This window comes from Mesorhizobium sp. M6A.T.Cr.TU.016.01.1.1 (genome assembly GCF_003952585.1).
Lineage (GTDB): Bacteria > Pseudomonadota > Alphaproteobacteria > Rhizobiales > Rhizobiaceae > Mesorhizobium > Mesorhizobium mediterraneum.
In genome coordinates this window covers 681287-696007 of the sequence record NZ_CP034452.1, presented here as the reverse complement: position 1 = coordinate 696007, position 14721 = coordinate 681287, and the positions used below count along the sequence as shown (strand labels likewise).

Below are 14721 nucleotides of genomic sequence, written 5' to 3'. Positions count from 1 at the left end.
AATCCTATTCGGCCGCTTCGGCCAATCGCTCGAAAGCGGGTTCGGCAGTGGGTTCAGTCGGTTCGGCAACGGGTTCGTTCTTGCTGCCGCGCTCGCGCAGTTGCTCGATCACCGCATAGAAGACCGGCACGAACACCAGCGACAGGATTGTCGCCGCGACCATGCCGCCAAAGACGGTGGTGCCGATCGACTGGCGGCTCGCTGCACCGGCACCTGTGGAGAACATCAGCGGCAGCACACCGAGGATGAACGCGAAGGCGGTCATCAGGATGGGCCGCAGCCGCAAACGCGCCGCTTCCATTGCCGCGTCGACGATGCTGAGACCTTCCTCGCGCCGGCGCCGGGCAAACTCCACGATCAGAATGGCGTTCTTTGCCGCCAGCCCGATCAGCATGACGAAGCCGATCTGCGAATAGACGTCGATCTGCATGCCGCGCATCAACAAGGCGACGAAGGCACCAAACAGGGCAAGCGGCACCGCGAGCAGAACCATGAAGGGCATGGCCCAGCTCTCATATTGGGCGGCGAGGATCAGGAAGACGAAGATCATGGCGAGACCGAAGACGATCGAGGCGATCGATCCAGCCTTGAGCTCCTGATAGGTGATGCCCGTCCATTCGTAGCCGAAATCCTTCGGCAGCGCCGTGGCAGCGGCACGTTCCATCGCCGCGACCGCCTGGCCGGAGGAGTAACCGGGTGCAGCACCGCCATTGATCAGGGCCGACGCATTGTTGTTGTAATGCGGGACGGTTTCCGGGCCGACGATAGGCACGAGCTTGCCGAGTGTGCTCAACGGCACCATGCCGCCAGAGGCATTGCGCACATAGAGCCGTGAAATGTCGGCAGCACCCGCACGCGCATCCTTGTCGGCCTGGATCGTCACCCGGAAGGTGCGGCCGAACAGGTTGAAGTCGTTCACATAGAGCGAGCCGAGATAGATCTGCAGCGTGTTGAACACGTCAGGCAGGCTGAGGCCGAGCAGCTTCGCCTTGTTACGGTCGAGGTCGTAGTTGAACTGTGGCGTCGAGGTCGAGAACGACGAGAACAATTGCTGCGGGTTGAGCTCGGGCTGCTTGCGCGCCTCGGCGAGCACGGCTTGCGTCGCATCGTTGAGCGCAGCGCTGCCGCGACCGGTCAGATCCTGCACCTGGAATTCGAAGCCGCCGGTCGTGCCGATGCCCGGGATCGAAGGCGGATCGAAGCTCAGCGCGAAGGCTTCCGGAAGCTCCATGAGCTTCGAGCGCACGTCGGCGACGAGCTTCGAGGCGCTCTGGTCAGGGCCGCGTTCGTCCCATGGCTTCAGGATGGCGAATTCCACCGCTGAGTTCGACTGGGCTGCGTTGGTTAGGAAGTTCAAACCGCTGATCGAGCCGACGATATCGACGCCGGGGGTGTTCTGCAGGATGGCGCGTGCCTTCCGGGCCACGGCGTCGGTGCGTTCCAGTGACGCCCCATCCGGCAACTGGATGACCACGAAGAAGTAGCCCTGGTCCTCGACCGGAAGGAAGGTCGAGGGCAGGCGCTGCCAAACGAAATAGGTGGCGACAAGCCCGGCCGCGAACAGCCCGAGCATGATCCAGCGCAGGCGGATGAGGAAGCGCACACCATGGGCATAGGCATGCGACAGCCGTTCGAAGCCCGTGTTGAACCAGCGGAACAGCACGAACTGCGTTGCCGGGCGGTGGCGCAGGAAGGCGGCGCTGAGCGCCGGAGTGAGCGTCAGCGAGACGAAGGCGGAGATGCCGAAGGAGATCGCCACCGTCAGCGCAAACTGGTTGTAGAGCCGGCCGGAAACGCCGGGTATGAAGGCGACCGGCACGAACACGGCCATCAGCACGGCGGTCGTGGCGATGATCGGGCCGGTGACCTCGGCCATCGCCGCGCGCGTGGCAGCCAGCGGTTTGAGGCCGGCCTCCAGCTGGCGCTCGACGTTCTCGACGACGACGATCGCATCGTCGACGACGAGGCCTATCGCCAGCACCATGCCGAGCAGGCTGAGCATGTTCAGCGAGAAGCCGAACATGTACATGACGACGAGCGTGGCGACCAGCGACACCGGAATCGCGATCGTCGGGATGATCGTGGTGCGCCAGCTCTGCAGGAAGATGAACACCACCGCGACAACCAGGACCAGCGCCTCGCCGAGCGTGACCAGCACGTCGTGCATCGACGCCGAGACGAAGCGCGTCGTGTCGTAGTGCATGGCGTAGCTCACGCCCTTCGGGAAGCGGCCCGACAGTTCCTGCATCTTGTCCTTGACGCGCTGCTGCAGATCGAGCGCGTTCGAGCCCGGCATCTGGTAGACGGCGAGCACCACGGTCGGGTCTTCGGCGAAGAAGGCCGACGACGAATATTGCAGGGCGCCAAGTTCGATGCGCGCAACGTCACGCAACCGCACCAACGAACCGTTCGCGGCATCGGCGCGCACGACGATGTCGCCGAATTCCTTGGGGTCGCTCAGTCGGCCGACCGCGTTGACCTGCATTTCGAAAGCGGTGCCGGCCGGCGCCGGCGACTGCCCGATCTTGCCGGCCGCGACCTGGACATTCTGCTCGGCGATGGCGTTCTGGACATCGACGGCGGTGATGCCGAGATTGGCGAGCTTGTCTGGATCGAGCCATACGCGCATCGAATACCGCCGCTCGCCGAAGATCTGCACGTCGCCGACGCCTGGCAGGCGCTTCAGCGGGTCGACCACTTGCAGGTAGGCGAGGTTGCTGAGCGCGACCGGATCGACGGAGCCGTCGGGCGAGGTGAGGTTGACGATCAGGACGAAATTCGGGTTCTGCTTCTTGATCGTCACGCCGCCCTGGTTGACGATGGCCGGTAGCGAGGACGCCGCCTGCGACACGCGGTTCTGGACGTCGACGGCGGCGGTGCTCAGGGAATAGCCGACCTCGAAGGTGATGGTGATCGTCGACGAGCCGTCATTGGAGCTCGATGACGACATATAGGTCATCCCCTGAACGCCGTTGATCTGCTGTTCGAGCGGCGTCGTGACGGTGTCGGCCACGACCTGCGCACTGGCGCCCGGATAGTTGGCGCTGACCACGACCTGAGGTGGCGTGATGTCTGGAAACTGCGAGACAGGCAGCAGGAAATAGCAGATCGCCCCGGCGAGCACCATGATGATGGCGATCGACGATGCGAAGATCGGTCGGTGGATGAAGAAGTTTACCATGACACGTACGCCTCGCCCGATGCTCTCGCCTCGCCAAAAGCCTTGGCCACTCTGGACAGCCGCCGGCTGCGCCTTTGACCCGAATCTTCCAGAAAACGATGCGGCGCCTTGCGGCCGTACCCTTGCGCATCCGCAAGAGTACGCAGCATCGTCTCGAAAGAGCGCGGGTCGACGCGGTCGGCCTTCATCAGCATCCGGATCATTGGATCCTTAACAACTTCGTCGATCGTCAAATCTTTGCGCTGCGACATCGTAGCGGCTCCTGGCTTGCGATCCGCGGCGCATGCCGCAGATCGGGTGGTCTTCTTGTTCGCGGCCAAAAATCGCCTAGGGCGCAGTTTCATGCCTGGGCCGATTCGGCGGAGGCTATTCACAGGCGCCTGCGAGATTTGACACGAGGCAATTGGGGTGTTACCAGTAAGTAACATCTAGAAGTTACAGACCGGTAACACCCTAGTCAAGAGGTGCGCCGAGGGATTTTTCGGAAACCCCGGAAACCAAGGAGGTTTTGATGGAAGACGGCACTGCGGAACGCATCCGCCCGCGGGATCGCATCCTGGAAACGGCACGGGATATGTTCCACAAGCATGGCATCAAGGGCGTCGGCGTCGACGCGATCACTGAGGCCGCCGGTACCAATAAGATGACGCTCTACCGTCATTTCGAGTCCAAGGACGACCTGGTCATCGAGTGCCTGCGGGCGACCGCATGCAGCGCCAATGCGATGTGGCAAAAGTTCGAGGCCGAGCATCCGGGCGACAAGCTTGCGCAGTTGCACGCCTGGGTTCGGATGGCGGCTGATTGCCTGTTGAGTGACGGTCGCGGTTGCGACATGGCGAACGCCGCCATTGAGTTGAGCGAGACCGACCATCCGGCCCGTCGGGTGATCAAGGAGCTCAAGCAGGCCCAGCGCGAACGCCTGGTCGGCCTGTGCCGGGATGCCGGCATCGGACAGGCGGAACTTCTCGCCGATACATTGTCGCTGCTGCTTGAAGGCGCCCGCGTCAGCCTGCAAAGCGTCGGAGCCGAGGGCCCTAGCGCGCAATTCGTCCGCATGGCGGAAGGCCTGATCACCTCTTTCAGGGCCAGATAGTCTCGCAAGCGGCGGAACGACCGGTGGCGTGTTCATTGCGAGCCGCGCCGCCGAATGCTTTTTGTCCGTTCGGATGTACCGTCATCGCGCGTCTCCTTTGCCGGTCTGTCGCCGCACCACCGCGCGACCTGTTGCTTGGTGAGGCAGGATAGGACCGATAGCGAATTGGTGAGAGTGACAAGTGTGACGGGATTCCGGCGAATCCGCTGATCGCGGCTGCAACATGCCCTACCGCTCGCCGAACAAGCCGGTGGCGATCGCCCCCAATGGTCATTCGACGCGCGGACCGATAATCGTGTCCGGTGATGGTCATGACCTCCGCCTTTGCCCACACCCGGAGCCGGAACAAAAAAGCCCGCTGCCGGGAGGAGGTGGCAGCGGGCTTGATTTCGAATACGGCACGGGAGGAGGTGTACCGCACTCAGCGTCGGCATCGCATCTGGGAGGAGTAGATGGCCGACAACTGCGAAACTACCGATTGCCCAATGATTCGGCAACAACGAAAGATGCATAGCAGATGTGCAGATTTGCTGTATCAACCGAATCTTAACTATGGGCAGATTGAACGTCGCCCTTGCGCGGCGTCACTGCACCGGGACGTTTTCCTTGAAGATCAGGCGCGGTTCGATGAACTTCCGCGTCAAATAGGGCGCCGAGGAAGCGATCGAGCCGAGCAGGCGAATGACCGACTGCTCGGCGATCAGCCGCGCGTTCTGGTCGATGACGACGTCAAGCAGATCGTCGACGAGATAGCCGCGTGTCGCCCTTGTCAGGTCGTGACAGATGAACACCGGCTTCCTTTGCGGCTTGGCTTCCAGCAGCGCTTTCGCCACGCCAGAGCGCCCGGCGCCGACGCAATAGATGCCGAGCAGCTCCGGCTCGTTGTGCAGCGCCTTCATCGTCGCCGTGTAGCTGATATCAGGCTCGTCGTTGATCTCGACGGCGCTGGTGACGGTCAGATTGGGGAACTCCTCGCTGAGCACCGAGCGAAAGCCCATTTCGCGTTCCTCATGCCCGCGGTAGGAGCGTGAGCCGACGACCATTGCCAGATGGCCCCGGCGCCCGCCCAGGAAACGTCCCATCAACAGCGCCGCGGTGCGGCCTGCCACACGGTTGTCGATGCCGACATAGGCCGATCGCGGCGCGCCCGGCACGTCGGAGACCAGCGTGACCAGGCGGATGCCGGCCTCGACGATCTCGCGCAGGATGTTGCGCGTTCTCGGATGATCGATCGCGATGACGCCAACGCCGTTTGCCCTAAGCGAGAGGTTTTCGACGGCCGTTTGCAACGCGTTCGGCGAGATGCCGGCGAGCTTGTGGATCCGGCAGGAGGCGACGAGCGGCAGGCGCGCCGCATAATCCTCGATATGATTTGCCAGATCCATCATGAAGGCGTTGGAGCCGATCGGCAGGAAGAATTCCAGATGCGCCGGCCGCGAGGGCAGCGTGACCTGATCCACGACCGGCAAATAGCCGAGCTGCTTGGCCGCCTCCATCACGCGCTGTCGGTTGGCGGCGCTGGCGCCCGGCCGGTTGTTCAGCACCCGGTCGACCGTTGCGGTCGACAGCCCGCAGCTTCTGGCGATGTCCGCAACGGTGGCTTTCATGGTCGCAGTCATAGGAGCTGATGTGATCCCGTGCCAGAGATACGGCGAACCCGGCTTCCAACTGGCCCGCTCAGCCCTGCGATTGCTTCCCCTGGACGATGGCGTCGTGGATCTGCTCGTCGGACATGCCGGTGATGATCCGTTCGACTTCCGCGACGTTGGTGCTCTTCGGGTCGATATCGTCGGCGACCACCTTGCCGCGCCGCATGACGACGATGCGGTCGACCACCTGGAAGACGTGGTGGATGTTATGGGCGATGAAGATGCAGGAATGGCCTGAATCGCGGGCGCTGCGCACGAAGCTCAGCACGCCTTGCGTCTCGGCGACGCCCAAATTGTTGGTCGGCTCGTCGAGGATGATGAGGTCGCTGTCGAAATGCATGGCGCGCGCGATCGCCACGGCCTGCCGTTCACCGCCGGAGAGCGAGCCGATCGGCGTCGTCGGCGGGATGTTCTTCGAGATGCCGACCTGCTTGAGCAGATCGCGGGCGACCACGTTCATCGCCTCCTGGTCCATGCGGTTGAGGAAACGCGGCGGCTTGATCGGCTCGCGCCCGAGAAACAGATTGCGCGCGATCGACAATTGCGTGACCAGCGCCGAGTCCTGGTAGATCGTCTCGATGCCGTGGGCGATGGCGTCGCTGGTGCTGCGGAAGTCTACCTTCTTGCCGCGGATGAAGATGTCGCCGCTGGTCAGCGGAACCGCACCCGACAGCACCTTGATCAGCGTCGATTTGCCGGCGCCATTGTCGCCGAGCAGACCGACGATCTCCCTTTCATTAACATGGAAATTGGCGTCGATGAGCGCCTGCACGCGCCCGTAGGACTTGCGGATGTTTTCCATGCGGACAAGCGGTTCAGCCATGGTTCAAGTCCCCGCCTGATGCCGGCGTTCCAGCCATGAGTGCAGCGCCATCATGCCGAGGATGATCGCGCCGATGAAGATGTTGTAGGCAAGGCCCGGAACGCCGATCAGCACGATGCCGTTGCGCATGACGCGCAGGATCAGGATGCCGAGCACGGTGCCGATGATGGTGCCGCGTCCGCCGGTCAGCGCCGTGCCGCCGATCACCACCATGGCGATGACTTCGAGCTCGTAGCCGGTGCCGCTGTTGGGATTGGCGGCGGAGGTGCGCAATGAGCTGATGACGCCGGCAAGCGAAGCCATGATCGATGACAGGATGAACAGGCCGATCTTGACGCCGCTGACGTTGACACCACGAGCCTTCGCCGCGTTGGGGTTGCCGCCGGCCGCCTGGATCCAGTTGCCGGTCCGGCTCTGCGTCAGCACGTAGCCGAGCGCGATCGCGGCTGCGATGAACCAGAACAGCGACATGTAGATGCGGAACGGTCCTATGAAGAAATCGCCGACCAGCGCCTCGGCGAGCCAGCTGCCTTCGGCGCTCCAGGTGCGCTGCGGAAATCCGTTGGTGACGAACAGGGCGGTGCCGCGCACCACCAGCAGCATGCCGAGCGTCACCAGGAAGGACGGGATCTTGAGCTGCGTCACGAACCAGCCATTGACCAGGCCGATGAAGGCGGCAACCAGCAAGGCCACGACGAAGCCGGCTTCCAGCGAGGTGAGGCCGCTGTTGAAGAGTGTCCACATCAAGACAGGGGAGAAGCCGAACAGCGATCCGACCGAGAGGTCGAATTCGCCCGATGTCATCAACAGCGTCATCGCCAGCGCGATCAGGCCGAGCTCGACCGTGAAGGCCAATATGTTGCTGATGTTCTGCGGCGACAGGAAGTCGTGGTTGAACCCCCAGAACACGGCGAGCTCGACCACAAGCAGCACGAAGGGCCCGAATTCCGGCCTGGCGATCGAGCGTTGGATGATGGAACTATTTTCCACGTTGGACCCGCGATATGGTTGGAACTGGCCGAGCCTGGCGCTGCACAGGGCGGATTCGAGGCACGGCGAAATGACAGGGATGACCGCAGCAGGCGCCGCCGCGATCATCCCGATCGCGGTGTTATTTCCCGGACAGGATGTCGTCGTAGACCTGCGCGGTGTCCTTTTCGTAGAGCGCGCCGGTGATCACGTCGAAGCCGGGGGGAATGCCGCTGGCGGCCATGTTGGCGAGCGAAAGCGCCACATAGCTGGTCGCCTGCGGATCCTGCCACTGCCCGGCATTGACGTAGCCGGTCAGCACCTCCTGGGTGGTATCCAGCGAGTTGCCCCAGCCGACCACCGGGATTTCGCCCGGCTTGATGCCGGCCTGGTCGAACACCCGCTTGATCGAGCCGGTCACCAGATCGCCGAGGCCGATGATCGCCTTGACCTTGGCCCTGTTGGCGGTGAGGTAGTCGACCATGCGGTTGATCGCTTCGGCCTGGTCGAGCGTCGCCTCGGTGATCTCATAGGTGATGCCGAGCGGCTCGAAGACGCTCTTGATGCCTTCCTCTTCCTGGACGCCATAGGTGGCGCCCGGGATTTCGACCGGCATCCAGACGAAATCGCCCTTTTTCACCAGGCCCTTGTCGACCAGATACTGCGCCCAGTTCTTGCCGAAGGTGACGTTGTCGCCGCCGACATAGGCGTTGAAGCCCGCCTTCGGATCGGGCGTGTTGAAGTTGATGATCGGGATGTTTGCCGCCCGTGCTTCCTTAGCGAGCTCGATAAGGCTGCCCGGGTCGGGGCTGGTGGTGGTGATGCCGTCGGCCTTGGCGGCAATGGCCGCGCGAACGGCCTCCTGCTGGGATGCCACGTCGCCATTGTGGAACGAGGTGTTGACAGTGTTGCCGGTGTCCGCAGCCCATTGCTTGGCGCCGGCGAGGAAGTAGGTCCAGACCGGGTCGGCCGGGCCGCCATGCGAAATCCAGTAGAAGGTCTTGGCCTGCGCCGCCGCCGGAATGGCCAGCGCCACGATCAGGCCGAATACAAATAGTCGTAGCCTTGTCAGCATTTGATTTCCTCCCATTTTGAACTGCCTCCCTCCGACGACGATCACGGCAAACCCTGATCGTATTCTTGCCAGCGCCGATCTGGATGCATCAGAGCATCCGCTTTTTCGGTCGATGGCAAGCCTCCATTTGCCAGTGGTAGTTGGCGCGCGACAATGCGCCATCACTCGTCCCATCAGATTGCATCAGTTTGGCTGATATTTTCCAGGCAGGCGGATCCTCGTCGCCGAAGACAAGGCGCAGGCGGGACGGGAACCTAGATAAGGTCGGCCTTGGCGAGATCGCGCATCAGATGGCTGGCGCCGTAGGTCCAGTGCGGACAGTCGGGCGACAGCCGCACCCGGTTGACCAGGGCGCCGAATTTCTCCGACGAGATGGTGACGATGTCGCCGATCTTGTGCGTAAAACCCTTGCCCTTTTCGCCGCGATCCTTCGACGGCACGAACATCGTGCCGAGATAGAGCGCCAGCCCGTCGGGATACTGGTGATGCGGCCCCATCGCTGCGGCGACCAGCTCTTCCGGTGAGCGGCTGATCTCGGCCATCGAGCTTGCGCCCTCCAGCGAGAAACCGTCCTCGCCCTCGACCTTCAGACGCACGGTGGCTTGCTTCACGTCATCGATGGAAAAGCTATCGTCGAACAGCCGGATGAACGGACCAAGTGCTGCCGAGGCGTTGTTGTCCTTGGCCTTGCCGAGCAACAGCGCCGAGCGCCCCTCGACGTCGCGCAGATTGACGTCGTTGCCGAGCGTCGCGCCGACGATCCGGCCGCTGCTGGCGGCGATCATGGCGATCTCCGGCTCCGGATTGTTCCAGGTAGACACCGGATGCAGGCCGACATCGGCGCCGAAGCCGACCGACGCCATCGGCTGGCATTTGGTGAAGATCTCGGCATCGGGGCCGATACCCACTTCCAGATATTGCGACCAGGCGCCGCGCTGGATGAGCTTGGCCTTGATCTCCATCGCCTCCGGCGAGCCTGGCTTGAGCTTCGACAGATCGTGACCGATCAGCCCGGCAATGTCGGCGCGAATGGCGTCGGCTTTTTCCGCCGAGCCGCGCGCCTGCTCCTCGATGACCCGTTCGAGCAGGCTGACGACGAAGGTGACACCAGACGCCTTGACGGCGTGCAGGTCGACCGGGGAAAGCAGGTATGGTTTTTGCGGATCGCGCGTGGCCTGGAAACTGTTGGCGGCGATTGCGTCAAACGACCCGATTGGTTCGCCCCCGGCAGCGTGGACGTAGCCTGCCGGATCCGGCATCTCGCAGACGTCGCGCACGGTTGGTGCCATGCTCGACGTGATGTCGAAGACAGTGCCGTCGCGCACCGTGACCACCAGCGGATGGGACCTATCGCTTGTCCGGGCGCGGCCGATGAAGAGGCCCTCGTCGGGCAGGAGAGTGGTGTTCGTCATGGCTGCGGTCCTCTGCTGTCTTGTTCTGCTGTGACGGTCGTCGCTGCCGGGCCAACGGTTCATCAAAAGCCTGGCCAGCGGCGGCGGCACTTTCAACAAATTCCCGCCAAAGGTCTATCCCGTTCCTCGCGGTCGAGCCCTCCGCTGCATTTCGCATCGCCGGACGTCGTCCATTTCAATCCGCTAATGCCGAGGTCAAAACGCCTTTCAAAATCATGAAATCATCTCTAGGATTTTCATTTGACTAAGCCCATTTCAGGTGACCTTTGCCCATACCGTTTTCCGATCCGATCTGGCAGAAGCCTCCGGCGGCCCCTGCGTTCCAGTCGCTTTTTCCCGGCGGGCAACGTGTCGATGTCGTTATCGTCGGTGGCGGGATCCTCGGTCTGTCGACCGCCTTGCATGCAGCCCGGCTCGGGCTTGCCGTGCAGGTGCTGGAAGCCGGCGAGATCGGCCAGGGCGCATCGGGCCTGAATGGCGGCCAGGTGATCCCCGGCCTTAAATATGATCCGGAATGGCTGCTGGAGCATTTTGGCCCCGACCGCGGCGAGATCCTCGTCAATTTTGCCGCCTCGACGGCGGACGCCGTCTTCGAATTGATCCGCGACGAGAAACTGGCGGTGCCGTTCGTTCGCAACGGCTGGATCCAGGCAGCGCACACCGAGACGGCGCTGAAGGCGGCGGCGAACAGGGACCGCCAGTGGCAGGCCCGCGGCGCCGATGTCCGGCTTCTGAGTCAGACCGAGATCGCCGCGTTGACTGGCGCGCAGGGCTATCTCGGCGGCTGGCTCGACCGCCGCGCTGGCGTTATTGATCCGCTTGCCTACACGTCGGAGCTGGCACGGATCGCCTCGGCCGCAGGCGTGAAGATCGCCGAGCGCCAGAAGGTGGTGCGCCTCGACAAGAACGCCGGCCTTTGGCGCATCTCGACGGAAGGCGGCGCCGAATTGCAGGCGAAAGCGGTCATTCTGGCGACGAACGCATATACCGGGGATTTGCTCCCCGGTCTCGCCGAGACAATCGTTCCGCTGCACTCCTTCCAGATCGCGACAGCGCCGCTGTCGCCCGATCTGGCAGCCGGGATTCTGCCGGAGGGGCAAGCGGTTTCGGACTCGCGCCGCATCCTCGTTTATTACCGCAAGAGCGCCGACGGGCGGCTGGTGCTTGGCGGGCGCGGCCGGATGGCGCTGCCGACCAGCGAAGGTGACTGGGCGCGAGCGCGCGCTGCTCCGGCTCTATCCGGCGCTGTCCGGCGTTGCCGTCGAAAAGCGCTGGTTTGGTCGGGTGGCGATGACGCCGGATCATCTCCCGCATATCCACGAGCCCGAGCAGGGCCTGATGGCCGTGGTCGGTTGCCAGGGCCGTGGCGTCGGCCTGATGACCGCGCTTGGCGAGCGCATTGCTGGCTATCTGGCGAGCGGTGATGCCAGGCAATTGCCGTTTCCGGTCTCTCCGATCCGGCCGATCCCGTTGCACGCCTTTCGGCAGATCGGCGTTGCCGCGACGATCGCCTGGTATCGTATGCTGGATGCATTCGAGCGCTGATTTCATGCCGGCGCAGGAATCAGCTTGACAGTTTCATGATTATGAAAAAATCTTAGGCGATTTCAAAATTCCCATAGGGTAAGACGATGTCGACCACCGTTGCGATGCAACCGCCGCCGGAATCCCGGTTTTCTTCGGGTTTCCACTTGGCCATGCTGCTGCCGGGCGGACTGGTCACCTTCTTCCTGATCCTGTTTGCCCTCGGCCTCGTGCTCTTCCTCGCCTTTCGCGGCAATGATGGTTCGCTGCTGGGCGCCGGTTTCACCCTTGCGAATTTCATCACGGTGGTGTCCGACCCGCTGTACTGGACGGTGACGCTGCGCTCGCTGACCATCGCCGGTCTGGTGACGCTGGCAACGGTCGTCACCGCCTATCCGGTCGCTTATTATCTTGCCTTCCATGCCGGCCGGCGGCGCGGCCTGCTGTTGTTTCTGGTGACGTTGCCGTTCTGGACCAGCTATCTCCTGCGCGTCTTCGCCTGGAAGATCGTGCTCGCCTACAATGGCGTGCTGAACTCGGCGCTGATCGAAAGCGGTATCTGGTCCGAGCCGACATTGGCGTTTCTCAACACGCCGGCGGCCGTCGTCGTCACGCTGGCTCACGCCTACGCGCCATTCGCCATCCTGCCCATCTATGTGGCGCTGGACACCATCCCGAAATCGCTGCTCGAAGCCGCTTCCGATCTCGGCGCCAGACCGTTCACCAGCTTCCGCCGCGTCGTGCTGCCGAACTCGATGCCGGGGGTGCTGGCGGCGGCCCTCGTCGTCTTCGTGCCGACGGTTGGCGACTATGTGACCCCGGCGCTGGTCGGCGGCCCTGCCAGCACCATGATCGGCACGCTGATCCAGGCCCAGTTCGGCAAGGCCAATGACTGGCCATTCGGCGCAGCGCTCGCCGTCGCCGTCATGCTGGTCATCCTCGCCGTGGTGCTGGTCGTGCGTTTCGCCGACCGCAGGTTTGGCAGCCGGACATGAGCGCGGCGCGCATAGACGCAAAGAAAGGTGGGAGTTGGCTCGGCGCCTACGTGCTTGTCTATCTGGTATTTCTCTATTTGCCGGTATCGCTGATCCCGCTTTTCTCCTTCAACGATTCGATCCAGGCGGCGTTTCCGCTGCAAGGCTTCACGTTTGAATGGTACGCGACGCTGTTCGGCAATTCGGCGTTGTCCGGCGCTCTTGCCAACAGCCTCGTCATCGGCGCGATTGCCGCCACCGGCGCGACGCTTTGCGGCATCACCGTGTCCTATATGGACCTCTACGGCCGCTCGCCGCTTGCCCTCACGATCAGCGCCATCGCGCGGCTGCCGATCCTGATCCCCGGCGTCATCGTCGGTATCTCGCTGCTGATCCTGGTCAATCTCATCGGCTTCGGTCCGTCGCGCATCGCCATCGTCCTCGGCCACATTTTGGTGGCGCTGCCGACGACGGTGGTGATCATGAAAAGCCGCTTCGCCGCTATCCCGAAGACGATCCGCGAGGCCGCGCTCGATCTCGGCGCTTCCGACTGGACGACATTCAGGCGGGTCATGCTGCCGCTCAGCCTGCCCGCCATTGTGTCGGCGTTCATGTTGGCCTTCCTGACCTCCTTCGACGAGTTCATCGTCGCCTTCTTCCTGGCCGGCACCGAGCCGACGCTGCCGCTTTACATCTGGAGCCAGCTGCGATTCCCGAAGTCGCTGCCGACCGTCATGGCGCTGGGCACGGCAATCCTGGCCCTGTCCTTCGTCATCGCGGCAATGGCCGAAATCCTGCGCCATCGTGGGCTCGCCGCCGCTCAGCGGCCGGTGCCCGCCGACCTGTCCAAACCAGAAGAAACCGAAAGAGGAGAACTGCAATGGCATTCGACCTGAAATCGATAAATCGTAAGACAGTCCAAGCCGGATTGGCCGCCTTCGCGCTGGCGCTTTCGTCGACCGTCGCGTTTGCGGCCGACAAGCTGCAATATTTCACCTGGTCGGGCTACGAACTGCCCGACTTCAACAAGAGCTTCCTCGTCGCACACCCCGATGGCGTAGAAGCCTCGATGTTCGGCGACGACGATGATGCCTTCACCAAGGTCAAGGCCGGTTTCCGCCCTGATGTCGCGCATCCCTGCTACGACAAGGTGGCGCGCTGGAACAAGGAAGGCCTGCTGCAGCCGATCGACACCAAGCGCATCAAGAACTGGGATTCGATTTTTCCGGTCTTCAGGAACCTGCCCGACCTGCAGGCCGGCGACGGCAAGGTCTGGATGGTGCCGTGGGACTGGGGCAACACCTCGATCCTCTACCGCACCGATCTCGTGAAGAACCCGGAACCGAGCTGGAACTTGCTGTGGGACAAGCAATATGCCGGGCGCATGGCGACGATCGACGCCGTCCACGACACGCCCGTGGTGGCGGCCCTTCTCGCCGGCGTCAATCCATTCGACATGACGCCGGAACAGATGGACAAGGTGGCGGAAAAGCTGCGCGAGCAGCGCCCGCTGCTCTCTAACTACACCACCGACATGACCTCGGTCGAACAGGCACTGGCCAGCGGCCAGCTGGTCGCCGCCATGACCTGGAATGCGTCAGCCACCTCGCTCAAGAAGCAGGGCGTTCCGGTCGAGTTCATGAAGCCGAAGGAAGGAATGCTGACCTGGTCGTGCGGCTTCGTCATGCTCAAGGATGCCAAGAACGTCGATCTCGCCTATGACTTCATCAACAGCCGGCTGGAGACGGATTCGGGAAAATACCTGATCCAGGCTTATGGCTACGGCAGTTCGACCAGCTCGGCCTTCGCTGCGGTGCCGAAGGAAGAACTGGAGAAACTGCAGCTGCCGTCCGATCCGGAAGTGATGCTGAAGACCACCGTCTTCACCGGGCCGATGAAACAGAATGACGAACTCGCCAAGATGTTTGAGAAGGTCAAGGCAGGCGGCTGAGTCTCGCCTTCCCTTCTCCCCTTGTGGGAGAAGGTGGATTGGCGCGCAGCGCCAAGACGGTTGGGGGGTG

Annotated in this window: 13 protein-coding genes; 6 read left to right on the top strand and 7 right to left on the bottom strand. The window is 62.9% G+C overall.

The window, feature by feature from the left end; all coding sequences use genetic code 11:
* Positions 1 to 4 precede the first annotated feature (4 nt).
* Both EJ075_RS03240 and EJ075_RS03235 read right to left on the bottom strand, forming a co-directional pair.
* Entirely contained in the window at positions 5 to 3181 is a 3177-nt protein-coding gene (locus EJ075_RS03240; protein ID WP_126103330.1) for a multidrug efflux RND transporter permease subunit, read from the bottom strand.
* The gene (locus EJ075_RS03235) at positions 3175 to 3432 is read right to left on the bottom strand and encodes a hypothetical protein (protein ID WP_126103329.1); all 258 of its coding nucleotides are present in this window, start codon (positions 3430 to 3432) and stop codon (positions 3175 to 3177) included. The genes EJ075_RS03240 and EJ075_RS03235 overlap by 7 nt, the downstream gene beginning before the upstream one ends.
* 260 nt (positions 3433 to 3692) lie before the next feature.
* Here EJ075_RS03235 and EJ075_RS03230 point away from each other — a divergent pair, with 260 nt between their 5' ends.
* Positions 3693 to 4274, top strand: coding sequence for a TetR/AcrR family transcriptional regulator (locus EJ075_RS03230; protein ID WP_126103328.1), 582 nt, complete (start codon positions 3693 to 3695; stop codon positions 4272 to 4274).
* A 584-nt stretch (positions 4275 to 4858) separates the two neighbouring features.
* On the opposite strand, the gene EJ075_RS03220 is transcribed toward EJ075_RS03230, so the two are convergent.
* From EJ075_RS03220 to EJ075_RS03200, 5 genes are all read right to left on the bottom strand, one after another.
* Positions 4859 to 5881 (bottom strand): LacI family DNA-binding transcriptional regulator, encoded by a 1023-nt coding sequence (locus tag EJ075_RS03220; protein WP_126103327.1) that lies wholly within the window; start codon positions 5879 to 5881, stop codon positions 4859 to 4861.
* A gap of 70 nt (positions 5882 to 5951) precedes the next feature.
* Positions 5952 to 6746, bottom strand: coding sequence for an ATP-binding cassette domain-containing protein (locus EJ075_RS03215; RefSeq protein WP_126103326.1), 795 nt, complete (start codon positions 6744 to 6746; stop codon positions 5952 to 5954).
* 3 nt (positions 6747 to 6749) lie between these two features.
* The gene (locus EJ075_RS03210) at positions 6750 to 7736 is read right to left on the bottom strand and encodes an ABC transporter permease (RefSeq protein WP_095483918.1); all 987 of its coding nucleotides are present in this window, start codon (positions 7734 to 7736) and stop codon (positions 6750 to 6752) included.
* A 121-nt stretch (positions 7737 to 7857) separates the two neighbouring features.
* Positions 7858 to 8790, bottom strand: coding sequence for a substrate-binding domain-containing protein (locus EJ075_RS03205; protein WP_126103325.1), 933 nt, complete (start codon positions 8788 to 8790; stop codon positions 7858 to 7860).
* 254 nt (positions 8791 to 9044) lie between these two features.
* Positions 9045 to 10202: a fumarylacetoacetate hydrolase family protein gene (locus EJ075_RS03200; protein ID WP_126103324.1), complete on the bottom strand. Its 1158-nt coding sequence runs from the start codon at positions 10200 to 10202 to the stop codon at positions 9045 to 9047.
* Positions 10203 to 10468: 266 nt separating this feature from the next.
* On the opposite strand from EJ075_RS03200, the gene EJ075_RS03195 reads away from it, so the two are divergent.
* The 5 genes from EJ075_RS03195 to EJ075_RS03180 all read left to right on the top strand — a co-directional run bounded on the left by EJ075_RS03195 (position 10469) and on the right by EJ075_RS03180 (position 14651).
* On the top strand, positions 10469 to 11626 hold the full coding sequence (locus tag EJ075_RS03195) for an FAD-dependent oxidoreductase (protein ID WP_348627359.1): 1158 nt from the start codon (positions 10469 to 10471) through the stop codon (positions 11624 to 11626).
* On the top strand, positions 11580 to 11747 hold the full coding sequence (locus EJ075_RS34110) for a hypothetical protein (RefSeq protein ID WP_348627358.1): 168 nt from the start codon (positions 11580 to 11582) through the stop codon (positions 11745 to 11747). The genes EJ075_RS03195 and EJ075_RS34110 overlap by 47 nt, the downstream gene beginning before the upstream one ends.
* Before the next feature lie 86 nt (positions 11748 to 11833).
* Entirely contained in the window at positions 11834 to 12721 is an 888-nt protein-coding gene (locus EJ075_RS03190; RefSeq protein WP_126103323.1) for an ABC transporter permease, read from the top strand.
* Positions 12718 to 13596: an ABC transporter permease gene (locus tag EJ075_RS03185; protein ID WP_126103322.1), complete on the top strand. Its 879-nt coding sequence runs from the start codon at positions 12718 to 12720 to the stop codon at positions 13594 to 13596. Before EJ075_RS03190 ends, EJ075_RS03185 begins: the two co-directional genes overlap by 4 nt.
* Entirely contained in the window at positions 13581 to 14651 is a 1071-nt protein-coding gene (locus EJ075_RS03180) for an ABC transporter substrate-binding protein (RefSeq protein WP_126103321.1), read from the top strand. The genes EJ075_RS03185 and EJ075_RS03180 overlap by 16 nt, the downstream gene beginning before the upstream one ends.
* Positions 14652 to 14721 lie beyond the last annotated feature (70 nt).